Here is a 25,228-nt window from a genome sequence, read left to right on the forward strand (position 1 = left end):
CAGTCACCGGAACGGCTGAATCACACCGATGGAATTCGGGTCCGGACAGAGGAAAGAGGCTCGGCGTGCCTTCGGACCAACCGCCGATGCGCTGGCTGCGCACCGCACGGCTGTTGTCTACTGGCCGCCGAGCCTCTTCCACCTCTGCCCCGCGGGGGGCTTACCACCGGCGATCTCAGCCCCCGTCGACTCAGGCCTGGCACTGGCCTGGTCAGCGTCGCGGGATCATCCGGTGGCCGAACTTCGTGTGACCGTTGAACAAACGGGATATGACGACTCCCAAAACGATGCTCGCTGGGGGCGACGGTGTCAACCTCTCCCCCGGCTCTTTGAGCCCGTTGTAACACTATCGCCCGTGCTGCAAGGGAAAACGAATTGCCCTCATTCAAGTCACGTTACAGAACGAGATCGGCACTCCACGTGATCGTTACCCAGGGCAACCAATCGTCACCCAACCGGGACGACAACGGTGCCCTTGGCCCGGGTGATCTCCAGCGGTTCGGCGAGTACTTCGGCCGCCGAGGCGGATTGGTCCGGACGACCGCGGCAGACGACGTACGCGCTGAAGTCGAGGTCCCGGCTCCGGTTGCCGACCCGGCTGATCGTGGCGGTCACCTCGACCACGTCCCCGGCCCGCAGCGGCTGCAGGAACTGGACGTCGGAGTACGACGCGAACAGGCCCTCGTCGCCGTCCGCCTGGATGCACACCTCGGTCGCGACGTCACCGAACAGGCCGAGCACGTACGCGCCGTCGACCAGGTTTCCGGCGTAGTGCGCGTGGCTGTAGGGGATGTAGCGGCGATGCGTGACGGTCAGACCGATCGTTGCCTTCGACACCTAAGCGCTCCTCTTCGTGACCAATGCGTCGACCAGGTAGCTGGCCACCTCACCCGGCGTCGTACCGCGGCCGAAGACCCGGTCGACGCCCAGCTCGCCGGCCATCTGCTCGGTGAAACGGGGGCCGCCGGCAACCAGCACCGGCCGGGTGTCCTCGGAGTACGCCTCCCGGAACGCGGCCGACATCTCCTTGGTGTTCAGTACGTGCGCCTCGCGCTGCGTCACCACCTGCGAGACGAGGATCGCGTCCGCCTTCTCCGCCCGCGCCCGCCGGACCAGTTCCGGTACGGCGACCTGCGCGCCGAGGTTCACCACCTTCACCTCGCGGTAGTACTCCAGGCCCTTCTCGCCCGCGAACCCCTTGATGTTGAGGATCGCGTCGATGCCGACCGTGTGCGCGTCGGTGCCGATGCAGGCGCCGACCACGGTGAGCCGGCGGCGCAGGCTCTTCCGGATCGCGAGGTTCACTTCCTTCGGCGACAGCAACGGGTAGTCGCGCTCGACGACCTCGACCTTCGACGTGTCGACCAGGTGGTTCACCGGGCCGTACACGACGAAGAACGTGAAGTCCGGGCCGATCGCCTTCGCGTGTACGACGAGCGCCGGGTCCATGCCCATCTTGTTGGCCAGCTGCACCGCGGCGCCCTCGGCCCGCTTGTCGTGCGGGACCGGCAGCGTGAACGACAGCTGCACCATCCCGTCCCCGGTGGTGTCGCCGTACGGCCGGATGATGCTCACAGCTCCTCCTCAGTGCGGATCCGGGTTGCCAGCCGCCACATGCCAGTCGAGGGGTTCCTGCTGTCCCCGAGCTTCTCCGCCCGACGGATGGCATCCACCACTCCGTCCTCATAATCGGCAAAGTCCAGATGGGTCTTGTCGTACTTGGGCAGATGCTTGCGAAGACGCCGCTCGACCTCTCGATAACCACTCAGGAAGGCGGCGCAGTCCTCGTGGTGCAGCAGGAGCCAGAGTTCGAAGCAGGGGTCAGAGACTGCCACGCGGAAGCGATGGCGAGCCGCCTCGCGCGCTGCCGGCGCCACGTCGAATTCGTCGACGTCATACACGCACCACACTTCGTCGAAGTCATCGGATGCCCGGGCGATGAAGCCTGCGGCGTACGCGACGACCGCCTCGGGCGACTTGGCTTTCCGCACGAGCTGGATGTCGACAGCACGCGTACCTGCCGAGTCTCTGAGCCCGATCAGGTAATCCTGCTCCGTCCTGAGACTTCCGATCACGACAAGCAGTCGAGGCCGAGCGGTCCGGAGCGGAGCAGGGCGACGCGAGCGATTCTCACGACGCGGCATGACCTGGCTCTCTCGCCTCAAGGAGTTCATGAACCAAGCTGCCCGAGAAGACAGCCGGCACGGCCCCGTAGCTACCACCCAGATATCGCCGCTCCGTGTTCTCTCCTTTACGTGGCTTGAAGTCCGATAGCGCGAACAGCGACGACGCTCCGTCGGCGGCCTTCTCCACGAACCAGATCTCATCGCGCTGCAGAGTGTCAACACCGAAGTTGGTACCGAGCAGGGTCGCATCGTGTGTGGTGAACAAGAGTTGGCCGCCCCCCGTGTTGGTGACCGGATTGCGAAAGAGCTCGATGACTCGTGCGACCAGGCGGGGATGCAGACTTGTATCGATCTCGTCGACCACCAGCGTGGTCCCGGACGTGAGCGACTCGAGAACCAGCGGTATCAATGCCATCCACGACTTCGTCCCGGCAGACTCATCACGAGGCTCGAACAGCGTCCCGGGACTGCCGTGCGCCAAACGCACGCGGCTGCGAGGCGTCATACTCCGTGCCATCTCAACTTCGAGTTGGGCATGCCCAAGCTCCTCGATCGCTCGCAGCGTTTCCTGCTCATCCATGGCGCGGTCGACAGCCTCATGCGCCTCGACCAAGGCGGTCTCAGCCTCCGCGATGCGGCCCCTGGAAGCGGCAACTTCCAGGCCGGTAACGCCGAAGTCCGCCGCCTGCAGCAGCCGCCGAACCTCAGCCATCCGTCCAGGCTCCGCCAGTAGATAGTTGGCCAATACCGAGGATGCCGAGACTCCGCCGCTCGCATAGATGTCGAGACCGCTGTCCAGCCATTCGAACATGGGCAGCACCTCAGCCAGTCCCGCCTGCGCACCAAGGCTAAGCAGCAACGCGTTGGGCCGGATCAGGTCCGACAAGACCCGCGCGCGATCCCGCCTGTTCGCGACAGCCGTGCCGAACCTTATGCCCTCTGCATCGCGCTCGAAGATCACTCGCCGCCGATGTTCCGGGTAGGTGTACAGCCACTCCTCGATGATCCGCTTGTCATCGAGCTCGACCCCGTAGGTCCAGCGGGCACCGTCGATCAGTACCTCGAGGACGTACCAGGAGGACTTGCTACGTGCCGCATCGTCGAGCAGGAACGGGGTTCGGGGGATCGGCCCAGTGGGCGACCAGCGCTGGTACGAGTCTCGGACGGCATCTCGGACGAAATTGAGCGCATCCAGGACAGTCGACTTGCCCGATGCGTTCGCACCGTAGACCGCCGCGACATGCAATGCCTCCTGCTTTCCTGACCGTCGAGGCATCAGCAGTAGTTCCTGCTCGTCACGGAGTGACCGATGGTTAGCCACCCTGAAACTACGAAGCATCGCCTGAACACCCCAACCTGATAACTAGGGACCTCTTTCCGCAAGTAAAGCGCAAAATTCCACCGCTAGCTATCCACTGGTGCCATCGAGCAGCTCGATCGCCGGGTTGTAGTACTCCGAGGACCGGCGTGCGACGCCGTCGAGACCGCGGCCGGCGTTCTGAGGGCGTTTCATCAATCCGAAGGTGCCGTCGCCGATCGCGTTCAGCAGGCCGTCGTCGACGATCCGGTCCAGCAGCTCCACCGACTCCCCCAGCACCTGCCGTGCGCGCTGGGCGATGAAGCCGTTCGGCTCGGGCCGGAAGTCCTCGTGAAGGTTGCCTGCGGCACCCAACACGTAGCGGACATTCTGCAGCGCCAGGTCCCGGTCCGAGATCCACGGCGTGACGACCGCCTCGGTCATCATCCCGACCAGCAGGATGCCCTGCCCGGTCATGGCGCCGACCAGGTTGAAGAACCCGTCCAGCAGGTACCCGCGGAACACGTCGCCGGTCATGTGCCGGGTCGGCGGCATCCACTTCAGCGGCGCGTTCGGGAACAGCTGCCGGGCCAGCATCGCGTGCGCCAGCTCCAGCCGGAACGAGTCCGGGAGGTCCGGGTTGATCTCGAACGCGTGCCCGAGCCCCAGCTGCCAGTCCTCGAGCCCGGCCTCCTTGGCGAAGTACTCGTTCAGCAGCTGTGACACCGTGACCGTGTGCGCGGCCTCGACCGCGTCGGCGGTGGTCAGGTAGTTGTCCTCGCCCGTGTTGATGATGATCCCGGCGCGGGCGTGGATCTGCCGGCTGAACCGCTGGTCGACGAAGGTCCGGATCGGGTTGATGTCGCGGAACAGGATCCCGTACATCGAGTCGTTCAGCATCATGTCGAGCCGCTCGAGCCCGGCCAGCGTCGCGATCTCCGGCATGCACAGGCCTGATGCGTAGTTCGTCAGCCGGACGTAGCGGCCGAGCTCCTTCGACGACTCGTCCAGGGCGGCGCGCATCAGGCGGAAGTTCTCCTGGGTCGCGTAGGTACCGGCGAAGCCTTCGCGGGTCGCGCCCTCCGGTACGTAGTCCAGCAGGGACTGCCCGGTCGACCGGATCACCGCGATGATGTCGGCGCCCTCGCGCGCGGCCGCCTGTGCCTGCGGGATGTCTTCGTAGATGTCGCCGGTGGCAACGATCAGGTAGATCCAGGGCCGCTGCTTCGGGTCGCCGTGTCGCTTGATCAGCCGGTCCCGCTCACGCCGCCTGCCGTCGATCCGCTTCATGCCGGCCGTCGCCGCCTTGCGCGCCGCCGACCGGGCCCGGACGGCGTCCCGTCCTTCCGGCAGCCGGAACGTCACGGAACCGGACGCGGCCTTCTGCGCGAGCACAGCCAGGTCCTCGGCCTCACCACGGACCAACGCGTCCCACACCGGCAGCGCGAGCCCGTGCTCGAGTCCGACGTCCGCACGGACGGTGTCAGCGAGCCGGTTGACCCACGGGATGCCCTCTGTGTCGGCACCGGTCAGGCCGGCGAGCCGCAGTACCGCTCGTTCGACCGACACCGTTGTGTGCTGGCGGGCCAGATTGACGATCGGCTTGCCGGCCTTGCGCGCGAGGCTGCGCGCCTTCCGGACGGTGACCGGATCAAGATCCAGCTTCTTCACTGCGACCATCCTTCGGCTTCGTAGATCACGCGGCCGCCGACAGCGGTCCGCAAGCAGGTCGGCGTACCTTCGCTCAGGTCGGGCAGCACCGGTACGCCGGCGCGCGGATCCGTCGACCAGGCGGCGACCCGCTGGTCCGGGGTCTGCACGACCAGCTCCGCGTCGGTCTCCCAGATCGCGTACGTTGCGGTGGTGCTGGGTGCGAGTACGCCCGCGTCATCGATGCCGACCGCCCGCCAACCGCCGCGGGTGTGGGCCTGGAACGCGGCGCGAACGGTGATCCGCTCGGACGGCTCGTGGTGGAACGCGGCCGCGCGGACGGCGTCCCAGCCGCCGAGTTCGGTCACGGGTGCGTCCGATCCGAAGGCCAGTACAACGCCCGCACGGGCGAGCGAACCGAACGGGTTCATGCCCTGCCAGCGGTCGCCGACGCGCTCGGCGTACATGCCGTCCGGACCGCCCCAGTGCGCGTCGAACATCGGCTGCACGCTGGCCACCACACCGCAGCGGGCGAGCGTCGCGATCGTTGCCTCGTCGACCATTTCGACGTGCTCGAGACGGTGGCGCGCGGCAACCAACGCCTGTACGCCGACCTTCTCCGCGGCGAGCTCGAACCCGCGGGCTATGTTCGCCAGCGCCTGGTCGCCGATGCAGTGGAACCCGGCCTGCACGTTCCGCTCGGTGCACGCGATCACGTGCTCGGCGATCTGCTCCGCCGTCAGGTACGCGTGACCGCGGTGGTCGGCGCGGTCGGCGTACGGCTCCCTCAATGCCGCCGTCCGCGAGCCGAGGGCACCGTCCGCGTTGAGGTCACCCGCGAGGCCGGCGAGACCGTACGTCCCGAGGTGCTCGAACGCGCCGGGCTCACCCCAGTACAGCGTCGCGGACAGCCCGAGCTCTTCCGCAACCTGGCGCACGATCGGCAGCTCCCACAACGGACCGATGTGCGGCGCGGCCATCTCGTGGAACGCCCCAATACCTTTCGAGGCCATCGCCTGCAGGGCCGCTTCGATGTGCATCCGCTGCTGATCCGGCCCGATCAACTCGCTCAACGCGTCCCGAACGGCGTGGTGAGCATCCCGCTCCAATCGCCCAGAACTGTCGAACCCTGGGCCTTTCGCGGCCGGGAACAGGGCGGAGGAGATCACGCCGGAGTGACCGTCCACCCGGGCCAGGTACACGCGCCGCCCACCGCCTGCGGCATCCAGTTCCTGGGCCATCGGTGCACGACCCTCGGGCCACTTGGTCTCGTCCCACCCGGCGCCGTCGATCACCGCGTCCGCGGGCAGCCTGGCCGCGAACGCCGCCAGCTTGTCCAGCGCCTCGGTCAACGACGCCGTACCGGCAAGGTCCAACCCGGTCAGCACCGCACCGGTTCCCGCGGTGTGCACGTGGGCGTCGACGAACGCCGGCGTCACCAGCTTGCCGTCGAGGTCGATCACCTCGTCCGCGCCGTCGGCGTACGCGCCCGCGCCGGTGTCGTCGCCCAGCCAGGTCACCACCCCGTCGTCGAAGGCGATCGCGGTCGCGTGGGGGTCGGCGGGCGAGTAGACGGAACCGTTCGTCAGAAGTGTGCGCACGGCCTAATCCTCCGCCAGCCTGCTCTCGAACAGACCACGGACACCCGGCTCGGACCGCAACAGCTCCATCGCGTACTCCGCGTGCCCGGGCACGTACCCGTTGCCCACCAGCATCGTCACGTCCGCCGCGAGCCCCTCCGCGCCGAGCGCCGCGGCCGAGAACGACGTCGCCATCGAGAAGAAGATCACCGTGCCACCCGCCGCGGTCGACAGTACGGCGCCGTGCTCGCATCCCGGTACGTCGACGCACACAACGGTGATGTCCGCCGGCTCCCCCACGGCCTCCGCCAGTGCGACCGGATCACGCGCGTCCGCCAGCGCGACCACGTCCGCGAGACCGGCCTGCGTCAGCCGCTCGCGCTCGGCCTCGAACGGTACGACGCCGATCGTGCGCGCGGCACCGGCCCGGCGCGCGGCGGCCAGCGAGAGCGAGCCGGACTTCCCTGCGCCGCCAATTACTGACACGACAGGCTTTATGCCTTTGTCGACATACGATCGCACCACTCGCGCCGTCAGCGCGGGCGCGCCGCAGACGTCCATCACGGCCAGCGAGAGCTCCGGCTTCAGGTCGTCCGGGAGCTTCGCGACGATCGACCGGGCGAACAGGATCGCGTGACCCTGCGCCGGGACCTGCTCGCTCCTGCCGTCCCAGTCCTTCAGCTCGTCGGTGATCCGCAGTGGCGTCAACGTCAGCGACACCAGGGTCGCGACCCGGTCGCCCTTGCGAACGTCGAGCGGCGAGTCCGGGCCTGCCTCGTCGACCACGCCGACGAGCATCCCGCCGGAGCCGGTCACCGGATTCTGCATCTTGCCGCGGGTCCCGATGATGTCCAGGACCGCGCGGCGGATCGCCGTACCGTCACCGCCGTGCGCCTCGGCCAGCTGGCGGTACGACGCGGCGTCCAGGTTCAGGCGTTCGACCGCGATCCGGACCTCGTCGGGCCAGATCTCGGGATGGGCGTCGAGTTTCTGCGCCGCCTGCGGCAGTACGCCGGACGGGGCGAGGACGCGGTGCAGTCCTACCGGGCTCGATGACACATGGCCTCCTTCGTACGCCGGTGCGGTCAGGCAAAATACTACTCAAAGTAGGCCGTGACGAGAATTCTTGCGGCGTACTGTTGGATCTGAGGGAAGTTCTATCGCTATCCTCACATCCGACAGCATCATCCACTGACGCCACGGAGGCCCCCGTGACCGACCTGATCATCCCGGAGCTGGCTCGTTCGGAAGAGCCTGGCGACGGCCAGCCGTACGTGTACCGGCGGGCCGAGCTGGTCGAACCCGACTGGACCCGGCTGCCCGGCTGGAAGGACGTCACCGCCGAGGAGTGGCGCTCGGTGCAGTGGCAGCGGTCGCACTGCGTGAAGAACGTGAAGCAGTTGCGTGACGTGATGGGCGGCCTGCTCGAGGAGCGGTTCTACGAGGACCTCACCCACGACCAGGCAGAGCGCGCCACGATGTCGATGCTGCTGCCGCCGCAGATGCTGAACACGATCGTCCCTTCCGGTGCCGACGACTACACGGAGGCGTTCTACGCCGACCCGGTCCGGCGGTACATGCTGCCGGTGTTCAGTGACCGCCGTACCGACTGGCCGTCGCATCCGCACGCGACCCGGGACTCGTTGCACGAGCACGAGATGTGGGCCACGGAGGGGTTGACCCACCGCTACCCGACGAAGGTCCTCGCGGAGATCCTGCCGACGTGCCCGCAGTACTGCGGTCACTGCACCCGGATGGACCTGGTCGGCAACTCGACCCCGGTCATCGACAAGCTCAAGTTCGTCGCGAAGCCGCAGACCCGGCTCGACAACATGCTCGACTACCTGCGCCGTACGCCGGGCGTCCGGGACGTCGTCGTCTCCGGCGGTGACGTCGCGAACATGCCGTGGCCGCGGCTCGAGGCGTTCCTGATGAGCCTGCTCGAGATCGAGAACATCCGCGACATCCGGATGGCCACCAAGGCACTGATGGGGATGCCGCAGCACTGGCTCTCGTCCGACGTCCTGTCCGGTGTCGAGCGGGTCGCGTCGATCGCGCGGGACCGCGGCGTGATGCTCGCGATGCACACGCACGTGAACGCCGCCCAGTCGGTGACACCCCTGGTCGCCGAGGCCTCCAAGGCGATGCTCGACGCAGGCCTCCGCGACGTCCGCAACCAGGGCGTCCTGATGCGCGGCGTCAACGACTCGATCCCGCAGCTCCTCGACCTCTGCTTCGCGTTGCTCGACGGCGCGAACGTCACGCCGTACTACTTCTACATGTGCGACATGATCCCGTTCTCCGAACACTGGCGGGTCTCGGTCCGCGACGCCCAGCACCTCCAGCACGGCATCCTCGGCTACCTCCCCGGCTTCGCCACCCCGCGCATCGTCTGCGACGTCCCGTACGTCGGCAAGCGCTGGGTCCACCAGCTGTCCGAGTACGACGAGGTCCGCGGCATCTCGTACTGGAAGAAGAACTACCGCACCGGCATCGAGCAACAGGACCCGGAAGCCCTGAACCGCACCTACGAGTACTACGACCCGATCGACACCCTCCCGACCGAGGGCCAGAACTGGTGGCGCGAACACGCCGGCAACCACCTCGCCGAAGCCGAACAACGCGCCGCCGCCTCCCGCGCCGCCGCCGAGTCCCAGAAACTCCTCGACCTCAGCTAAGTTCTGCAACAACCTGCAATCCGCACCCAGTAACCCAATAGATGCACAAGGCAACCGCTAGGCTGCAGGCTCGCCATCGACCTGGGGAGCACAGTTGCGGTTGGTCCGCTGGAGCCTGAGCGCTCTCGTCGTTGTCCTGGCCGGCTGCTCTGCGATCCCACAGCCCGACAAGGTGCGGTCGCTGACTCGGCCCGCGATCACCGATGAGAGCGCACATGCGCTCATCAAGCACTACAACGACGTCAACAACGCTGCCAACCGGACGCGGGACGACGCACTCATCGCCACCGTCGAGGGCGGCAACCTGCTCCGGGAGAGCCAGGCCGGCTTCACCGTCGACCGCGCCACCGACAAGACGAACAAGAAGCCGTACACACCGTTCTTCTTTACGATCGCGTCCACCGGCACACCCTCGTACGGCAGCTATCCCATGCGTTTCGTCACCAAGGCCTCCGTGTCGACGACCAAGGACTACGTGCAGCTCGGGGTCTGGCAACGTGACCGCGCCGGAGCGCCCTGGCTACACACGTTCACCACTTGGGTCCCGAAGGCCGCCAAGATTCCGGATCTGGCACAGATGCACGAGATCAGCTCGACCGATGCGACGAGGTGGGCCGCCGGTCCCGGCACCGTCGCGAACGAGCTGGCGAGCTACCTCACCGTCGGCGCGAAGTCGCCGTACGCCGGGAGGTTCGCGCCTTCGGAGCCGGTCAGCCGGCTTCTCACCGAGTTGGCCGAAGGCAAGTCGATGGCGGTCAAGCAGCCGAAGCAGTACCGCAGCGTGAGCAACACCTTGAGCGTCACCGATCCGCCGGTGAGCTTCGCGACGACTTCCGGTGACGCGCTCGTGTTCGCGACACTCAACGATGAGTACAAGGTCGAGATCGGCTCGGACTACAAGGTCGCGTGGACCGACCCCGAGCTCAACGCGTTCAGCCCCGCGACCGACTACTACGAGAACGCCCTGACGAACGTCACCCTGCACGACGTCGTTCTCGCCATCCCGCCGAAGGGCACTGGGAAGGTGCGAGTCCTTTCCCTCGACTCCCAGCTCATCGACGCAGGCGGGTACTGACGTGGTCATGCGCAGGATTGCCGGCGGGTTGTTGGCCTTGATCGGTCTTGTGGTCGCGGTGGTCGGCGGAGTAGTTGCGTTCTGGGTGGTCGGGCCGGACAACACGGTGTACTCGGGTGAGCAGCAGTTGAGCAGCAAGGGGCTCGCGGTCGCCAGTACGCCGGAACTCCTCAACCGGCACGGGCCGGTGCTGCACGTCGACGTACGGTCGTCGAAGAACCAGCCGGTATTCGTGGGAGTCGCGCGGGACTTCGACGTCAGCAGCTATCTCAAGGACGTCGGGCACACCAAGCTCGTCCAGGTGCAGTACCCGATCGCTCTGTCGACCGAGGACGAGAAGGGTACGGCGGGACCGCTCACCGCTCCGGCCACCCTCGACTGGTGGGTCGCCAAGGCGGACGGCGCCGGTACCCAGCAGATCGCCTGGCCGATCGAGGACGGCCCGTACGATGTCGTGGTCATGAACGCCGACGGCAAGTCCGCGCCGGACGTCCAGGTGAACCTCGGCATCGAGATCCCGCGGGCGTTCGTCAGCACCCTTGGTGTTCTCGGGGCAGGAATCGTCCTCCTTGCCCTAGGGATCATCTTGGTCCGGGGCCGGCTTCGCCCTGCGGCGCCCTAGCCTTGGCGAGGTGATGCGCAGGGTTTGGTACGGCGAGCATGGTGGCCCCGAGGTGTTGCAGGTCGAGCGGGGTCGAGGTGCCGGTGCCGGTGCCGGTGCCCGGGGGCGGGGGCGGGGGCGGGTGAGGTGCTTGTGCAGGTGGAGGCGGTCGGGGTTACCTTGCCCGGGCTGTATCACCTGCGGGACCTCGAGTTGCCGCAGCGGCCGGGTGGGGAGTCCGCGGGGCGGGTGGTTGCAGTAGGCACCGGTGTCGACGGGTTGGTGGTCGGGCAGCGGGTGGTCGGGTTGGCGATGAGCGGTGCGATTGCGTAGTACAGCGTGGCGCCCGCAGTGATGCTCGACGTCGTACCGGACGGGGTGTCTCCCGTGGTCGCGATGGCGCTGGTGAGGAGCGGGCGGGTCGCGCTCGCGGCACTGGAGCTCGCTCGGTTGCGGCCTGGCGAGTCCGTGCTTGTCACGGCCGCGGCCGGTGGGGTCGGGCGTCTCGCCGTACAGCTTGCGAAGGCGCTCGGTGCGGGACATGTGATCGGGACGGTGAGCGATCCGGCGAAGGCCGAGTTCGTCCACGGGCAAGGTGCCTATCAGGTTGTGCTCAGCAGCCAGCCCGACTGGCCGGTCGAGGTGGACGTGGTCGTCGAAGGAGTCGGCGGGGAGGTGCTCGAGCGGGCGGTGAAGTGCGTGAAGCCGTTCGGCAGGTTGGTCACCTTGAGCGCGGCGCCCGCGCAGCTGGCCTCGCACGACCTACTGACCGGCCCGCGTACGGTCACCGGCCTGTCGATGGGTCAGATCGTCCGCAACCGGCCCGACCTGATCCGTACCTGGACCGCCCGCCTCTGGGAACTTCTCGCCGCCGGACAGCTCCGCCCGGCGATAGCGGCCGAACTATCGCTCGAAGAAGCACCCAAGGCATACCAGCTCCTCGCGGATCGCGCGAACCTCGGAAAGGTCGCGCTAGTCCCCTAACCAGTCCCGAAGGGCGGCGAAGGAGGTCACCGACTGGCCGGGCCAGTCTGGGGCGTTGTCGGCGTGTTCGGTGGTTCGTATGGCGTGCATGCCGAGGGCGGCCGCGCCGGGGAGTTCGTTGTCGTTGCCGTCGCCGAGGTAGAGGCAGTCGTCCGGGGATGCGTCGAGGGCCGTGCAGGCGGCCAGGTAGATCGCTGGTGACGGTTTGGCGGCGCCGACCTCGGCGGAGAAGGCGGTGGTGTCGTAGTACTTCGCCAGTGGCGAGGCGGGCCATTGGAGCTGGGTCTCGGCGGTGATGTTGCTGACGAGGCCGATGCGCCAGCCGGCTGACTTGAAGGTGGCGAGCGTGGTCAAGGTCGCCGCGGGTGCGGCGGCGAGGAGGCGGCGGGCGAGGGATCGGCGGAGTGCAGTGGCCTCCGTCACCTGGGCCTCGGTCGGGGTGCCGCCGCAGCGGTCGGCGATCACGCGGAGGGTTGCGGGCAGGTCGCCGTACGCGCCGATGAAGCGGTCGTGGGACGAGGCGTCGAAAGCCTGCTGGAAGGCCGTCGGGTCGACGCCGAGGATCGTGCCCATCTGGGCGTTGACCTTGTCGCGGGACGCGTCGCCGCCGGGGATGAGCGTGCTGAACAGGTCCGTCAGCAGGACCTTCACAGGGCCGGTGGGCGGCGCTCGTACGGCGTGCTGAGGACGATCGTCGTGGTGGTGGAGACGTTCGCGCGGGCGCGGATCACCGCGAGCAGGTTCTCCAGCGCGGCCGGTGAGGCGACCCGGACGACCAGGACGTAGCTGGAGTCGCCGGCCACCGAGTAGCAGGACTCGATCTCGCGGACCTCGCGGAGCCGCTCCGGGGAGTCGTCCGGCTGGGACGGGTCGATCGGGCGGATCGAGATCAGCGCGGTCAGCGGCAGGTCCAGCGCGGTGTGGTCGACGGTGGCGGCGTACCCCTGGATGATGCCGCGCTGCTCGAGGCGCTTCACCCGCTGGTGTACGGCCGACGTGGACAGGCCGGTCGCCTTGCCCAGGTCGGTGAAGCTCATCCTGCCGTCGGTCGCGAGCAGCCCGACGATCTTGCGGTCCAGGTCCTCCATCCCGAAGACCCTACTGCCCCGGACGCCGCCTGTGAAAGCATCTCCCCATGGCTGAGACAGGACAGCGGCTGATGCTGCTCGACACGGCGTCCCTCTACTTCCGGGCGTTCTTCGGCGTACCGGACACGATGAAGGCCGCCGACGGTACGCCGACGAACGCGGTCCGCGGGCTGCTCGACTTCATCGCCCGGCTCGCCGAGAACCACCGGCCGACCCATCTGGTTGCCTGCTGGGACGACAACTGGCGCCCGTCCTGGCGGGTCGCGCTGATCCCGTCGTACAAGGCGCAGCGGGTCGAGTTCGTGTCGCCGAAGGGCGAGCAGGTCGAGGACGTACCGGACCGCCTGGAGGTGCAGGTGCCGTACATCCGGGCCTGCCTGGAGGCGATCGGGATCGCGGTCGTCGGCGCCCCGGACCACGAGGCCGACGACGTGATCGGCACGCTCTCGCACCAGGCGACGATGCCGGTCGACGTCGTCACCGGCGACCGCGACCTGTTCCAGCTGATCGACGACAGCCGCGGCATCCGGGTCGTCTACACGGCGGCCCGCGGCGTCGGGCGCGCCGACGTGTACGACGAGAAGGCGCTGCTCGCGAAGTACGAGGTCCCGGCCCAGCGGTACGCCGACTTCGCCACGCTGCGCGGTGACGCGTCCGACGGGCTGCCCGGCGTGAAGGGTGTCGGCGAGAAGACCGCCGCCGCGCTGGTCACGGCGTACGGCGACCTGGACGCGATCCGCGCCGCCGCGGCTGACCCGAGTACGCCGATGGCGCCCGGGGTGAAGAAGAAGATCGTGGCCGCGAGCGACTATCTCGACGTCGCCCCGAAGGTGGTCGCGGTCGCGAAGGACGCGCCGGTCGGGACGTACGACGCGACGCTGCCGCGCGAGATCAGGGACCCGGAACGCTGGCTGGACCTCGTCGAACTGCTCGAGCTCGGCGGCAGCGCGCAGCGCGTTATGTCGGCCCTGGACCTGGGACCCAAAGCATGAACACCCGTGAGCTGGCGGAGCAGTTCCGCGAGGAAATCGTGGCGCTGCGGCGCGAGCTGCATCAGGTGCCGGAGTTCGACCTCGACCTGCCGAAGTCGCAGCAGCTGATCCTCGACGCGCTCGACGGTCTGCCGCTGGAGATCACGCTCGGCAAGGCGCTGTCCTCGGTGACCGCGGTACTGCGGGGCGGTCGTGGACCGGGTCCCGTCGTACTGCTGCGCGGTGACATGGACGCGCTGCCGGTGACCGAGCGGGTCGACGTACCGTTCAAGTCGCGGCACGACGGGATGATGCATGCCTGCGGCCACGATCTGCACGTCGCGGGGCTCGTCGGCGCGGCGAAGGTGCTGTGCGCGCTCAAGGACGAGTTGCCCGGTGACGTGGTGTTCATGTTCCAGCCGGGCGAGGAGACGTCCGGCGGGGCACCGATCATGATCCGCGAGGGTGTACTCGACGCGGCCGGGCGGCGGGCGGACGCGGCGTACGGGCTGCATGTCGGCGCGTCGTCGCAGCCGCTCGGGATGTGGAGCAGCAAGCCGGGGTCGTTCATGGCCGCGGCGGACCAGCTGCACGTGCGGGTGATCGGCGAGGGTACGCACGGGTCGACGCCGTTCCGCGGCAAGGACCCGATCCCGGTGCTGTGCGAGATCGTGACCGCGCTGCAGACGATGATCACCCGGCAGTTCGACGTGTTCGACCCGGTGGTGCTGACGGTCGGGCGGATCGCGGGCGGGACCAAGGAGAACATCATCCCGGACGACGCGTTCATCGACGCGACCGTACGGACGTTCTCGGAGGTGTCCCGGGCGAAGGTGCAGAAGTCGTCGATCCAGCTGGTCGAGAGCCTCGCGGCGGCGCACGGTCTGCAGGTCGAGGCCGAGTACCAGGTCGGGTATCCGGTCACGGTGAACGACGAGGCCGAGTACGAGTTCGCCCGTGCGGTGATCGAGGACCTGTTCGGCGCCGGCCGCTTCCGCGAACGGCCGAACCCGCGGTGCGGCGCGGAGGACATGTCGTACGTGCTGAACGAGGTGCCCGGCGTGTACCTGAACCTCAGCGCCTGCGCCTCCGACGACCCGGACGCGGCCGCCGACAACCACTCCCCCTTGGCGAACTTCGACGACTCGGTCCTCCCCGACGGCGCGGCCCTGCTCGCCGAGCTCGCCGTACGCCGGCTGAATCGGGGGTCTCAGTTCGGTGTCTCGTAGGTCAGTTTGACGACTTGAGAGAAGGTTTTCACGGCTGTGAGCTTCAGCTTGGCGTCTTGACCTTCTTGGAAATACTGCTTGCCGCATCCCAGCAGCAGTGGGTAGATGGTCATGTCGATCACGTCTATCAGCCGCTCTCGTAGCAGCGTCTCCCCGAGCAGGCCATGGCCAAGGATCAGCAGGTTCCCTCCGATCTGCTGCTTCAGCCTGGTCACCTCGGCGACGACATCGCCTCGAACGATGGTCGGATTGCCCCAATCGGCCTTTTCCAGCGTGGAGCTGAAGACGTACTTCGGGATTGTGTTGAGCCGTTCGGCCCACATCGGCTTGTGGGTCCCGCTGCCGTAGAGCTTGGCGAACGCCTCATAGGTATGGCGGCCGAACAGAATCGCGTCGCAGGCAGTCAGTAAGCCCAAGCCGTCACGCAGGTATGCCTCGTCCTGGTATTCGCCGACCCCCATACCCACCGGGTCCTCATAGACGCCGTCCGCCGAAACCAGGACGTACTCGATCACTTTCCGCATCTCGCTGGTCGACTCCTTCGATCTCGTGTGAACGGTTCAATGCACTTCGGATGCTTGTCCAGGGAGTGTGCGGGGCAGGCCGAATCGGGCCAGAACGCTGTTGTCGAACCGCGTCAAGGCGGTGATGCGTTCGGCGGCGAGAGTGACGACCATCAGACCCGTGGCGTGCCAGCGGGACGTACGGGAGTCCAGAAGATAGACGCCGAACGCGGGTTGGCCATTTGCTCGCGTCGCGACCAGGCGGTAGCTGGGGGCGTGGGCGAAGACGGCGGCCTGGAAGCGGGTGACCGCCTCGCGGCCGAGGTATTCCAGTGGAAGTGGTGGCATTGTCAGGCGCACGTCGTCGGCGAGTAATGCGACGACACCGTCGACGTCGCACGATTCGAAGGCCCGGGTGAGCCGGTCGATGAGCTGCCGCTCGGCTGGTGAGTCGGGCGGCGGCGGTGGTTGCCGTACGCCGAGCCCGGGTGCCCGCTGCTGCATGCCGGCGCGGGCGCGTTTGAGTGCACTGGTCACTGACTCCGCGGTGGTGCCGAGGAATTCGGCGACCTCGGCGGCGCGGTATCCGAGCACGTCGCGCAGGATCAGTACGGCCCGTTGACGTGGCGGCAGGTACTGGACGGCGGTGACGAATGCGAGGGATATCGCTTGTTTGGACTCGTAGCGTGCTTCGGGGCCGGGAGCGGGGTCGCCGGGGCCTTCGAGCAGGACGTCGGGATACGGCTCGAGCCACACCACTTCGCCGTGGGCGGACGGCTCGGGCAGATCGAACCTGGCCGAGCCCTCACCGGGAATCGCCATTCGGGGCCTCCTGCCGGCAGACCTCAATGATTTGAGGCAACGGTTCGTCGCGACGCGGTAGAGCCAAGTCCGCACCGAGGACCGGGCCTCGAACGCCCCGAGCCCGTTCCACGCATCCAGCAAGGTCTCCTGCAGGGCGTCTTCGGCGTCGTGCAGCGACCCGAGAAACCGGTAGCAATGCACCAGCAGTTCCCGGCGGAAGGGCTCGACGAGCTCACGGAACGCCTCGGCGTCACCGGCCCGGCACTTGGCGATCAACTCTGATGGCACCGCATGGTCCTCGTTTCGAGTCGGCCGGCCGCCCGGTGCGGCGCAGCGGTCGGCGAAGGATTCGGTCCGGACGTCGGGCCTCAGTCGCGGCCGGCCGCGACGAGGGTATCGGCGAGCTCCGCGGGCCGGCTGAACATCACGTAGTGAGAACCCGGAATCTGCAGGATCCGGGCCAGTGGGCCCAATCGCTGGGCGAACCGCGGAAAGGAGGCGTATTCGCCCGGCGGCAGCGCGAAGTCGCTGATCGGATACACGTAACTGGCGTGCAGTCCTCCGGACGCAATCAGCTCGTGAAACGCTTCGAGTTCGAGTTTGTCGGTAAAATACCGGACCGGAATGGGCGACATCTGGGCGTAGATCGCGGTCGCGGCAGCGGAATCCATATCATTGCAGGCACGTTCCCGGATCACCGGGAACGGCAGGAGGAAACCCTGGGCCGGATCGGTCATGTCGAAGAAGGCCGCATCTTCCGGTGGGAACTCGTCAGCCAGCGTATGGCCCGGGGCGGGGACGAACGCGCTCAAGAAGACCAGTCGCTTGACCCGCGGCAGCGCCTGCACCGCCGCCGCAGCGATGTAGGCGCCTCCGATCGAATGGCCGACCAACACAACGTCGGACAGGTCGTGGTCGTCCAGGTGCGCGGTCAGGGAGGCGACGGCGTCGGCATATGCCAGCGTCATCGGGTCCCCTGGACGGTGCCCTGCCAGGGTCGGGGTGTGCACGGTGTGTCCGTGGCGGCGCAACTCGCCTGCGGTTTGCTCCCAGATCGCGCCGGTCTGGAATGCTCCATGGACCAGCACGAACGTCAGAGATGCGGGGGCCATACGTTGCTCCTGTCGGTTGGTGACGGCGACGCGGACTCGTCACCCAGACAGACCCCGCGCGACGCCGAAACTGGGCGGCCGGCGCCTACTGCGCGCTCGGGAGGGATTGCGGCAGGTCGAATGCGGGGAGGACGGTGGCTTCGAAGCGAGTCATGGCGCTGATTCGGTCGCCGCTGAGGGTGAGGACGAAGAGGCCGGCTCCGTGACTGCCGGTCGGGGTGTGTCGGTAGACCCCGAATGCCGGCTGACCGTTGGCTCGCGTCGGCAACAGTCCGAACGTTTGCCCGGTGCCGAAAACGAATGCGCAGAAGCGGGCCACGGCGTTCCGGCCGTGATATTCCAGAGGCGTCGGCGGCATCGACATGAAGGCGTCGTCGGTCAGCAGATCAACCAACGCGTCGATGTCGGCTGATTCGTAGGCGGAGACGAACTTCGCCACAATCGCATTCTCGCCAGGTGAGTCGGTCGCCGGCGGCCGCTCTCGGTCAGAAGCCGCGGTCAGGCGGCCCTGCATTCGGGCACGGGCACGTTTGAGAGCGCTTTTGACCGACTCTATGGTTGTGTTCAGCATGTCGGCTACTTCGTCCGCGTGGAATCCGAGGACGTCACGCAGGACGAGGACCGCGAGCTGGCGAGGTGGCAAAGTTTGCAGGGCGGTGACAAAGGCCAGCGAAATTGACTCGGTTTGCTCGTAGCGAGCCTCCGGACCGAGCGGCACACTGATCGCCCCGTCCAGTAGCGCGTCGGGATAGGGCTCGAGCCAGTGGACTTCGCCAAGGCCGGTAGGTTCCGGTGGTTCGATTCCCGGGTAGTCCCACTGCTTTGCCGGACGTCGGCGAGCAGCGCGCACCGCGTCCAGGCATCGGTTGGTGGCGATGCGATAGAGCCAGGTGCGTACCGAGGCACGCCCTTCGAATTGCCGCAGACCTCGCCACGCGGCGAACAGCGTGTCCTGGAGAGCGTCCTCGGCATCCTGAAACGATCCCAGCATCCGGTAGCAGTGCACCTGCAGCTCGCGACGGTGTGGCTCGGTCAGCGCCCGGAATGCTTCGGCGTCGCCCGCCTGCGCCCTCGACATCAGGTCCGCTCTCGTCAACTCCACTGGCGCCTCCTCGTTCCTCGTCTCCGGTTCCATGCTGTATGGACGCCGGCCGGGGCGCGAACGGGGCGGTCGGACAGCGCCCCCTTTCCGGCGCCGCGGCGTCCATACCCGTGACAACCGACAACAGTGTCAAAGGGAGCACGGAAATGGGAAAGATCATCCTCACCTCGAATGTGACACTCGACGGAGTCGTCCAAGACCCGGACGGCGCGGAGGGCTTCGAGCGGGGCGGCTGGTTCCACCAGTTCGTCGGCGCCGGAGACCTCCAGGCATGGACCGCCCGCGAGACGCAGGAAGCCCTCGATGCCGAGCTGCTGCTGCTGGGCGGGCGAACCAATGAATGGTTCGCGGACCGGATGACTGAGCGCAACTTGGCGGAGGGCCGCGTGAGCCCCGAGTGGGCGAACAGGGTGCGAAGCATGCCCAAGTACGTCGTGTCCTCGACCCTCGACGATCCGCGGTGGAGCAACGTCGCGGTCCTGAGCGGCGACGCGGTGAAGGAGGTTACCGAGCTGAAGCGGACAGTGGACGGGGAAATCCTGATCTACGCCAGCTATCAGCTCTCGCGCACGCTGATCGCACACAACCTGCTCGACGAACTTCGGCTGGTAGTTTTCCCGGTCGTGGTGGGAACCGGCCTACGTCTGTTCGACGAGACCAGCGACCACAAGCCCCTGCGCCTGATCGACACCCGAAAGCTGGGTGACGACTTGCTGTACTACGCCTACGAATTCGTCCAACGCTGACAACTGTCGACGGCGACCACGCCGCGTTGGTCGCCGTCGACCTAGCTCGCCGTGTGACACAAGTTCACGAACATCCGTGTCGCCAAGATGTCGATCGGCGCGGCCGCCGGACGTCAGGACAGTGTTGGATCCCGACGACGGCAGGAGCAACCACCATGTCCAGCGACGCACTTCCTGATATTTCACCGCACCTCGCGCGAACCGACCCCACAGCCATGGAGGAGTTCAACCGACTGCTGATCGCGCAGTACCTGGCCAACAACGGCCGGCTGACAGGACTGTTCGAGCACGTACCGGTGCTGCTGCTCACCACCGTCGGCGCGAGGACAGGCCGCGTCCGGACAACGCCGCTGACCTACCTACGCGACGGCGAGGACTACGTCGTGATGGCATCCAAGTCCGGTTCCTCAGTCAATCCGGCCTGATACCACAATCTGACGGCGGCAGGGACCACCACAGTCCGAATAGGACCGGAATCGCTCCAGGTCCGAGCAATCACGACCGAAGGACACGACCGGGACCGGCTGTTCGAGCTGATGGCCCAACTGAACCCGGCAGCATCGCAGTACCAGCAGGTCACCACCCGACAGATTCCGATGATCGTGCTGCGCCGCATCAAGACCAGAGGAGACGACCACGTGAGCACGACGGTAGAAGCCCACCAGGCAACCGAACAGATCGCGCGATTCCTGGTGATGTACGAGACGCCCTCCGACATCGAGGCATTCGAACGCCACTACCGCGAGGTCCATATCCCCCTGGCCAAACAACTTCCCGGGTTGCGGCGATACACCACCAGCCACAACCCGACACAGGTGATCGGCGAACCCTACTACCTCGTCGCCATGCTCGACTGGGACGACCTCGACGCCCTCGGCGCGGCATTCGGATCCGACGCCGGCAAGCAGACCGCCGAAGACGCCACCAACAACCTGGTCCGCTACGCCACCATCCGCAGCATGATCCTGCAACTCGACGACAAATAGCAGTCATGCCTGCGGACGTTGTCCACAGGGAGCAGGATGGGGACGCCGGGTCGGCGTCCCCGTCCTGCTGAGGTCAGCGGGCCATCCGGCGGCCTGCTGGGGCGGCAGCTGGGGCGGCCAGGGCGGCGGCTTCCTCGTCGATGTCTACTACCGCGCCGCTGAACTGGGCGTTGTAGAGGCGGGCGTAGGCGCCGTCCAGGGCGAGGAGTTCGGTGTGGTTGCCCTGTTCGACGATTGCGCCGTCCTCCATCACCAGGATCAGGTCCGCGTCCCGGATGGTGGAGAGGCGGTGGGCGATGACGAAGCTGGTGCGGTCGGAGCGCAGGGCGGCCATGGCCCGTTGGACCAGGACCTCCGTGCGGGTGTCGACCGAGCTGGTGGCCTCGTCGAGGATCAGCAACTGGGGGTCGGCGAGGAACGCGCGGGCGATGGTGAGGAGCTGCTTCTCACCGGCGCTGACGTTGCTGCCTTCCTCGTCGATGACCGTGTCGTAGCCGTCGGGCAGGCTGTGCACGAAGCGGTCGACGTACGTCGCCTTCGCCGCCGCGAGCATGTCCTCCTCGGTGGCGTCCAGGTTGCCGTACAGCAGGTTGTCCCGGATCGTGCCGCCGAACAGCCAGGTGTCCTGCAGCACCATCCCGATCCGCGACCGGAGGTCGTGCCGGGTGAGTTCGGTGATGTCGACACCGTCGAGCGTGATCCGGCCGCCGTTCAGCTCGTAGAACCGCATGATCAGGTTGACCAGCGTGGTCTTGCCGGCGCCGGTCGGGCCGACGATCGCGACCGTCTGGCCCGGTTCGGCAACCAGGCTCAGGTCGGTGATCAGCGGCTTCTCCGGGGTGTACGAGAACGACACGTGCTCGAACTCGACCCGCCCGCGGGCGTCGGTGACCTGCTCCGGGGTCGCGTCCTCCGGCACCTGCTCCTCGGCGTCCAGTACTTCGAAGACGCGCTCGGCCGACGCCACACCCGACTGCAGCAGGTTCGCCATCGAGGCCACCTGGGTGAGCGGCTGGGTGAACTGCCGGGAGTACTGGATGAACGCCTGGACGTCGCCCAGCGACATCGTCCCGGACGCCACCCGCAGACCGCCGATCACCGCGATCACCACGTAGTTCACGTTCCCGATGAACATCATCAGCGGCATGATCAGCCCGGAGATGAACTGCGCGCCGAACGCCGCCTTGAACAGCTCGTCGTTCTTCGCGTCGAAGTTCGCCTGGATCTCCTTCTGCCGGCCGAACACCTTCACCAGCTCGTGCCCGGTGAACGCCTCCTCGATCTGGCCGTTCAGCGCGCCGGTGTGCCGCCACTGGGCGACGAACCGGACCTGCGACCGCTTCGCGATCACCGCGGTCAGCACCATCGAGACCGGGATCGTGACCAGCGCGATCAGCGCCAGCACCGGGGAGATCACGAACATCATCGTGATCACGCCGATCACCGTCAGCAGCGAGGTGAGGAGCTGGCTGAGCGTCTGTTGCAGGCTGGTCGAGATGTTGTCGATGTCGTTGGTGACCCGGCTGAGCAGCTCACCGCGCGGCGCACCGTCGAAGTAGCTCAGCGGCAGCCTGTTCAGCTTGTCCTCGACCTCGGACCGCAGGCTGAGGATGGTTCGCTGGACGATGCCGTTCAGGATGTAGCCCTGCGCCCAGGACAGGAAGAATGCGCCGACGTACAGCGCGAGCACCAGCAGCAGGACGTTGCGCAGGGCACCGAAGTCGATGCCGACGCCGGGGATCAGGTCGATCCCCTGCAGCAGGTCCGCGAGCCGGCCGTTGCCGGCGGCGCGGTACTGCGCGATCAGTTCCGCCTTCGTCATGTCGTGCGGGAGCCGCTTGCCGATCGCACCGGCGAAGATGATGTCGGTCGCGCGACCGAGGATCTTCGGGCCGAGCACCGACAGGCCCACACTGCAGACGGCCAGCAGTACGACGCCCGCGACCTGCACCCGGTGCGGACGCAGCCGGCCGAGTAGCCGCTTGGCCGAGGGCAGGAAGTTCATGGACTTGTCGCCCGGGATACCTCCGGGCGGACCGAACGCGCGGCCCGTGGTCGGCCGCTCGGTCGCCTTCACCGTCGCCGGTCCACCACCCTCCGGCGCCTGCCCGTTCGGGGTCTGGTCGTCAGGCGTTCGGTCCGTCGGACGCTCGCCGTTCGGGGACGGCTTCTCGTTGTCGCTCATGCCGCCTCCTCCGCGGAACGCTGGGACTCGACGATCTCGACGTACGTCGGACAGGTGTCGAGCAATTCGTCATGGGTGCCCTTGCCGACGATCGCGCCGTCCTCGATCACCACGATCTGGTCGGCGTCGATGATCGTCGAGACGCGCTGCGCGACGATCACCATGCAGGCGTCCCGGGTGACCGGCCGGAGCGCCGCCCGCAGCCGGGCGTCGGTGGCCAGGTCGAGCGCCGAGAACGAGTCGTCGAACAGGTAGATCTCCGGCTTCCGGACCAGCGCCCGCGCGATCGCGAGCCGCTGCCGCTGACCGCCGGACACGTTCGTACCGCCCTGCGCGATCGGGGAGTCCAGCCCCTCCGGCATCGCCTCGACGAAGTCCTTGCCCTGGGCAATCGTCAGCGCCTCCCAGAGCTCCTCGTCGGTGGCCTCCGGGTTGCCGTACCGCAGGTTGCTGGCGACCGTCCCGGAGAACAGGTACGGCCGTTGCGGCACCAGCCCGATCCGCTCCCACAGCGCCTCGGGCTCGATCTCCCGTACGTCGATGCCGTCGACGAGCACCCGCCCCTCGGTCGCGTCGAACAACCGCGGCACCAGCGAGAGCAGCGTGGTCTTGCCGGCACCCGTACTGCCGATGATCGCGGTCGTCTGACCCGGTGACGCGACGAAGCTGATGTCGCGCAGCACCGGCTCCGCGGCGCCGGGGTACTTGAACGAGGCCCGCTCGAAGACCAACTGGCCGCGACCGGTGAAGCTCTTGATCGGCGTGACCGGCGGCCGCACCGACGACTCGGTGTCCAGCACCTCGGCGATCCGGTCCGCGCAGACCGCGGCGCGCGGCACCATGATCATCACGAACACGCCCATCATCACCGAGAACAGGATCTGGATCAGGTAGCTGAGGAACGCGGTCAGCGCGCCGACCTGCATCTTGCCGTCCTCGATCCGGGACGCGCCGAACCACAGCACCGCGACGCTGGACACGTTCAGGATCAGCATCACGGTCGGGAACACCAACGCCATCAGCCGGCCGGCCCGGATCGCGGTGTCGGTCAGGTTCGCGTTCGCCTCGCCGAACCGCTCGACCTCGTGCGGCTCACGGACGAACGCCCGGACCACCCGGATGCCGGTGATCTGCTCGCGCAGCACCCGGTTCACGCCGTCGATGTTCTTCTGCATCTTCCGGAACTGCGGCACCATCCGGCTCGCGATGAACCCGACGCAGCCGGCCAGCAGCGGCACCGCCACCACGACCAGCCAGGACAGTCCGGCGTCCTGACGGACCGCCATGATGATGCCGCCGATCATCGTGATCGGCGCCGCGACCAGCATCGTCGTGGTCATCACCACGAGCATCTGGATCTGCTGTACGTCGTTGGTACTGCGGGAGATCAGCGTCGGCGCGCCGAACTGGTTGACCTCACGGGCCGAGAACTCCCCGACCCGGTGGAACACCGCCGACCGGACGTCGCGGCCGAACAGTGCGGCAGTCTTCGCGCCGAAGTACACCGCGACGATCGTGCAAGCGATCTGCAGCAGGCTGACGCCGAGCATCCAGCCGCCGGTACCGACGATGTAGCCGGTGTCGCCCTTGGCCACACCGTTGTCGATGATGTCGGCGTTCAGTGTCGGCAGGTAGAGGGAGGCGATCGTCCCGACAAGCTGCAGGACCACCACCAGGAGCAGGTTTCCCGCGTACGGACGCAGGTGCGTACGCAAGACTCGAACTAACATCAATCATCCCCAGAGTCGTGACGGCGGGCGCCGCCGAGTGCGAACTCGACGAGGTCCTCGGTGGCCGGTGGCTGACCGGTGTGGTGCTTGCGGACACCGTCGAACGCGAAGTCGACGATCTCCTCGGCGGTCAGCACGTGGCCGCCGGAAATCATTGGGTGGGTGGCCGAGAACGTGATCAGGCCGATCAGCCGGACCACTTCCTCGGGCGGGCGCCGCAGTTGGTCGGCGTCGGGTCGCAGCAGGTCCGCGAACGCGGCGTTCGCCTGGTCGGACTGCCGCTTGCGGCGGGCCTCGTCGACCGGTGTCTGCTTGAAGTCCGGCGGCTGCCGCAGCCGCATCGACAGCATCAGCCGGAACACCTGGCTCAGCCGCCGCTGCCCGACCTCGACCGCGGCGATCGTCCGCTCGCGCAACGGCAGCGAGCGGTCGACCGCCTCCAGGCCCTTGATCAGGTCGGTGGGGTCCATCGCGGCCACCATCACCGCGCTGATCAGCGCGTCCTTGCTGCCGAATGCGCGGAAGATCGTGCCCTCCGCGACCCCGGCGGCCTCGGCGATCTGCTTGGTGCTGACCTCGGGGCCGAACTCCTCGAGCAACGGCAGCGTCGCCTCGATGATCGCGGCGCGGCGCTCTTCGGGAGGCAGCGGGGTCGCTCGTGGGCTCACACGATCAAAGGTAACTGAGTGAGTACTCACTCACAACTACATTTTGCCGCCGTGTGGATTGACCTCAAGTAATGTCGAGGTCCTACTGTCAGGTTTTGTCGGTGCCGTACGGA

General features: G+C 67.3%; 25 protein-coding genes and 1 pseudogene. 10 read left to right on the top strand and 16 right to left on the bottom strand.

Features of this window, described 5'->3' with window-relative positions:
* Nucleotides 1–447 precede the first annotated feature (447 nt).
* From ACFV9C_RS12055 to ACFV9C_RS12085, 7 genes are all read right to left on the bottom strand, one after another.
* Nucleotides 448–837 (bottom strand): hotdog domain-containing protein, encoded by a 390-nt coding sequence (locus ACFV9C_RS12055; RefSeq protein ID WP_380192934.1) that lies wholly within the window; start codon nt 835–837, stop codon nt 448–450.
* Nucleotides 838–1,575: an OAM dimerization domain-containing protein gene (locus tag ACFV9C_RS12060; RefSeq protein ID WP_380192936.1), complete on the bottom strand. Its 738-nt coding sequence runs from the start codon at nt 1,573–1,575 to the stop codon at nt 838–840.
* Entirely contained in the window at nt 1,572–2,075 is a 504-nt protein-coding gene (locus ACFV9C_RS12065) for an RloB family protein (RefSeq protein WP_380192938.1), read from the bottom strand. The genes ACFV9C_RS12060 and ACFV9C_RS12065 overlap by 4 nt, the downstream gene beginning before the upstream one ends.
* A 55-nt stretch (nt 2,076–2,130) precedes the next feature.
* Complete coding sequence (locus tag ACFV9C_RS12070) at nt 2,131–3,372, bottom strand: ATP/GTP-binding protein (protein WP_380192940.1); 1,242 nt, start codon at nt 3,370–3,372, stop codon at nt 2,131–2,133.
* Between the two features lie 162 nt (nt 3,373–3,534).
* Nucleotides 3,535–5,103, bottom strand: coding sequence for a lysine 5,6-aminomutase subunit alpha (locus ACFV9C_RS12075; RefSeq protein ID WP_380192941.1), 1,569 nt, complete (start codon nt 5,101–5,103; stop codon nt 3,535–3,537).
* Nucleotides 5,091–6,674, bottom strand: a complete 1,584-nt coding sequence (locus tag ACFV9C_RS12080; RefSeq protein ID WP_380192943.1) for an amidohydrolase — start codon at nt 6,672–6,674, stop codon at nt 5,091–5,093. The genes ACFV9C_RS12075 and ACFV9C_RS12080 overlap by 13 nt, the downstream gene beginning before the upstream one ends.
* Before the next feature lie 3 nt (nt 6,675–6,677).
* Nucleotides 6,678–7,712 (bottom strand): L-erythro-3,5-diaminohexanoate dehydrogenase, encoded by a 1,035-nt coding sequence (locus tag ACFV9C_RS12085; protein ID WP_380192944.1) that lies wholly within the window; start codon nt 7,710–7,712, stop codon nt 6,678–6,680.
* A 152-nt stretch (nt 7,713–7,864) separates the two neighbouring features.
* Between ACFV9C_RS12085 and ACFV9C_RS12090 the strand changes: the two genes are divergently transcribed.
* The 5 genes from ACFV9C_RS12090 (at nt 7,865) to ACFV9C_RS12110 (ending at nt 11,991) form a co-directional block, all read left to right on the top strand.
* Nucleotides 7,865–9,331, top strand: a complete 1,467-nt coding sequence (locus ACFV9C_RS12090; RefSeq protein WP_380192945.1) for a KamA family radical SAM protein — start codon at nt 7,865–7,867, stop codon at nt 9,329–9,331.
* A gap of 94 nt (nt 9,332–9,425) precedes the next feature.
* A complete protein-coding gene (locus tag ACFV9C_RS12095; RefSeq protein WP_380192947.1) occupies nt 9,426–10,406 on the top strand; it encodes a hypothetical protein in 981 nt (326 codons plus the stop codon).
* A gap of 7 nt (nt 10,407–10,413) precedes the next feature.
* Nucleotides 10,414–11,028, top strand: coding sequence for a hypothetical protein (locus ACFV9C_RS12100; protein WP_380192949.1), 615 nt, complete (start codon nt 10,414–10,416; stop codon nt 11,026–11,028).
* Between the two features lie 126 nt (nt 11,029–11,154).
* The gene (locus tag ACFV9C_RS12105; RefSeq protein ID WP_380192951.1) at nt 11,155–11,340 is read left to right on the top strand and encodes an alcohol dehydrogenase catalytic domain-containing protein; all 186 of its coding nucleotides are present in this window, start codon (nt 11,155–11,157) and stop codon (nt 11,338–11,340) included.
* A gap of 6 nt (nt 11,341–11,346) precedes the next feature.
* Nucleotides 11,347–11,991 carry a zinc-binding alcohol dehydrogenase family protein gene (locus tag ACFV9C_RS12110; RefSeq protein ID WP_380192952.1) on the top strand — a complete coding sequence of 215 codons (645 nt, stop codon included), beginning with the start codon at nt 11,347–11,349 and terminating at the stop codon, nt 11,989–11,991.
* Here ACFV9C_RS12110 and ACFV9C_RS12115 read toward each other — a convergent pair.
* Together ACFV9C_RS12115 and ACFV9C_RS12120 are read right to left on the bottom strand one after the other, a co-directional pair.
* Nucleotides 11,980–12,642, bottom strand: coding sequence for an HAD family hydrolase (locus tag ACFV9C_RS12115; RefSeq protein ID WP_380192954.1), 663 nt, complete (start codon nt 12,640–12,642; stop codon nt 11,980–11,982). The two genes, ACFV9C_RS12110 and ACFV9C_RS12115, sit on opposite strands and share 12 nt — an antisense overlap.
* Nucleotides 12,639–13,079, bottom strand: a complete 441-nt coding sequence (locus tag ACFV9C_RS12120) for an Lrp/AsnC family transcriptional regulator (protein WP_141860629.1) — start codon at nt 13,077–13,079, stop codon at nt 12,639–12,641. Before ACFV9C_RS12120 ends, ACFV9C_RS12115 begins: the two co-directional genes overlap by 4 nt.
* A 71-nt stretch (nt 13,080–13,150) precedes the next feature.
* Here ACFV9C_RS12120 and ACFV9C_RS12125 point away from each other — a divergent pair, with 71 nt between their 5' ends.
* Together ACFV9C_RS12125 and ACFV9C_RS12130 are read left to right on the top strand one after the other, a co-directional pair.
* Nucleotides 13,151–14,071: a 5'-3' exonuclease H3TH domain-containing protein gene (locus ACFV9C_RS12125; protein ID WP_380193543.1), complete on the top strand. Its 921-nt coding sequence runs from the start codon at nt 13,151–13,153 to the stop codon at nt 14,069–14,071.
* The gene (locus tag ACFV9C_RS12130) at nt 14,068–15,279 is read left to right on the top strand and encodes a M20 family metallopeptidase (protein ID WP_380192957.1); all 1,212 of its coding nucleotides are present in this window, start codon (nt 14,068–14,070) and stop codon (nt 15,277–15,279) included. The genes ACFV9C_RS12125 and ACFV9C_RS12130 overlap by 4 nt, the downstream gene beginning before the upstream one ends.
* On the opposite strand, the gene ACFV9C_RS12135 is transcribed toward ACFV9C_RS12130, so the two are convergent.
* From ACFV9C_RS12135 to ACFV9C_RS12150, 4 genes are all read right to left on the bottom strand, one after another.
* Entirely contained in the window at nt 15,261–15,794 is a 534-nt protein-coding gene (locus ACFV9C_RS12135) for a dihydrofolate reductase family protein (protein ID WP_380192959.1), read from the bottom strand. The two genes, ACFV9C_RS12130 and ACFV9C_RS12135, sit on opposite strands and share 19 nt — an antisense overlap.
* 45 nt (nt 15,795–15,839) lie before the next feature.
* Nucleotides 15,840–16,862, bottom strand: coding sequence for a sigma-70 family RNA polymerase sigma factor (locus ACFV9C_RS12140; protein WP_380192961.1), 1,023 nt, complete (start codon nt 16,860–16,862; stop codon nt 15,840–15,842).
* Nucleotides 16,863–16,954: 92 nt separating this feature from the next.
* Nucleotides 16,955–17,698, bottom strand: a complete 744-nt coding sequence (locus tag ACFV9C_RS12145) for an alpha/beta hydrolase (RefSeq protein ID WP_380192963.1) — start codon at nt 17,696–17,698, stop codon at nt 16,955–16,957.
* A gap of 85 nt (nt 17,699–17,783) precedes the next feature.
* On the bottom strand, nt 17,784–18,800 hold the full coding sequence (locus ACFV9C_RS12150; RefSeq protein ID WP_380192965.1) for a sigma-70 family RNA polymerase sigma factor: 1,017 nt from the start codon (nt 18,798–18,800) through the stop codon (nt 17,784–17,786).
* Between the two features lie 146 nt (nt 18,801–18,946).
* Here ACFV9C_RS12150 and ACFV9C_RS12155 point away from each other — a divergent pair, with 146 nt between their 5' ends.
* The 3 genes and pseudogenes from ACFV9C_RS12155 (at nt 18,947) to ACFV9C_RS12165 (ending at nt 20,532) form a co-directional block, all read left to right on the top strand.
* Nucleotides 18,947–19,546 (top strand): dihydrofolate reductase family protein, encoded by a 600-nt coding sequence (locus ACFV9C_RS12155; RefSeq protein ID WP_380192966.1) that lies wholly within the window; start codon nt 18,947–18,949, stop codon nt 19,544–19,546.
* Nucleotides 19,547–19,761: 215 nt separating this feature from the next.
* A pseudogene (locus ACFV9C_RS12160) lies at nt 19,762–20,142 on the top strand (nitroreductase/quinone reductase family protein); the annotation flags it as partial.
* Between the two features lie 99 nt (nt 20,143–20,241).
* Nucleotides 20,242–20,532: an EthD family reductase gene (locus ACFV9C_RS12165; protein ID WP_380193545.1), complete on the top strand. Its 291-nt coding sequence runs from the start codon at nt 20,242–20,244 to the stop codon at nt 20,530–20,532.
* A gap of 73 nt (nt 20,533–20,605) precedes the next feature.
* On the opposite strand, the gene ACFV9C_RS12170 is transcribed toward ACFV9C_RS12165, so the two are convergent.
* The 3 genes from ACFV9C_RS12170 to ACFV9C_RS12180 are packed head-to-tail and all read right to left on the bottom strand — an operon-like array spanning nt 20,606 to nt 25,115.
* Complete coding sequence (locus ACFV9C_RS12170) at nt 20,606–22,717, bottom strand: ABC transporter ATP-binding protein (RefSeq protein WP_380192968.1); 2,112 nt, start codon at nt 22,715–22,717, stop codon at nt 20,606–20,608.
* Nucleotides 22,714–24,447 carry an ABC transporter ATP-binding protein gene (locus tag ACFV9C_RS12175; RefSeq protein ID WP_380192970.1) on the bottom strand — a complete coding sequence of 578 codons (1,734 nt, stop codon included), beginning with the start codon at nt 24,445–24,447 and terminating at the stop codon, nt 22,714–22,716. Before ACFV9C_RS12175 ends, ACFV9C_RS12170 begins: the two co-directional genes overlap by 4 nt.
* Nucleotides 24,447–25,115, bottom strand: coding sequence for a TetR family transcriptional regulator (locus tag ACFV9C_RS12180; RefSeq protein WP_380192972.1), 669 nt, complete (start codon nt 25,113–25,115; stop codon nt 24,447–24,449). The genes ACFV9C_RS12175 and ACFV9C_RS12180 overlap by 1 nt, the downstream gene beginning before the upstream one ends.
* Between the last annotated feature and the right edge of the window lie 113 nt (nt 25,116–25,228).

The organism is Kribbella sp. NPDC059898, assembly GCF_042730855.1.
Classification (GTDB): Bacteria; Actinomycetota; Actinomycetes; order Propionibacteriales; family Kribbellaceae; genus Kribbella.

What these genes read in the sequence shown, in the direction of transcription:
- ACFV9C_RS12075 (WP_380192941.1), bottom strand. Translation starts at nt 5,103, where the DNA reads ATGGTCGCAGTGAAGAAGCTGGATCTTGATCCGGTCACCGTCCGGAAG.
- ACFV9C_RS12100 (WP_380192949.1), top strand. Translation starts at nt 10,414, where the DNA reads ATGCGCAGGATTGCCGGCGGGTTGTTGGCCTTGATCGGTCTTGTGGTC.
- ACFV9C_RS12120 (WP_141860629.1), bottom strand. Translation starts at nt 13,079, where the DNA reads ATGGAGGACCTGGACCGCAAGATCGTCGGGCTGCTCGCGACCGACGGC.
- ACFV9C_RS12125 (WP_380193543.1), top strand. Translation starts at nt 13,151, where the DNA reads ATGCTGCTCGACACGGCGTCCCTCTACTTCCGGGCGTTCTTCGGCGTA.
- ACFV9C_RS12130 (WP_380192957.1), top strand. Translation starts at nt 14,068, where the DNA reads ATGAACACCCGTGAGCTGGCGGAGCAGTTCCGCGAGGAAATCGTGGCG.
- ACFV9C_RS12145 (WP_380192963.1), bottom strand. Translation starts at nt 17,698, where the DNA reads ATGGCCCCCGCATCTCTGACGTTCGTGCTGGTCCATGGAGCATTCCAG.
- ACFV9C_RS12155 (WP_380192966.1), top strand. Translation starts at nt 18,947, where the DNA reads ATGGGAAAGATCATCCTCACCTCGAATGTGACACTCGACGGAGTCGTC.
- ACFV9C_RS12165 (WP_380193545.1), top strand. Translation starts at nt 20,242, where the DNA reads ATGTACGAGACGCCCTCCGACATCGAGGCATTCGAACGCCACTACCGC.
- ACFV9C_RS12170 (WP_380192968.1), bottom strand. Translation starts at nt 22,717, where the DNA reads ATGAGCGACAACGAGAAGCCGTCCCCGAACGGCGAGCGTCCGACGGAC.
- ACFV9C_RS12175 (WP_380192970.1), bottom strand. Translation starts at nt 24,447, where the DNA reads ATGTTAGTTCGAGTCTTGCGTACGCACCTGCGTCCGTACGCGGGAAAC.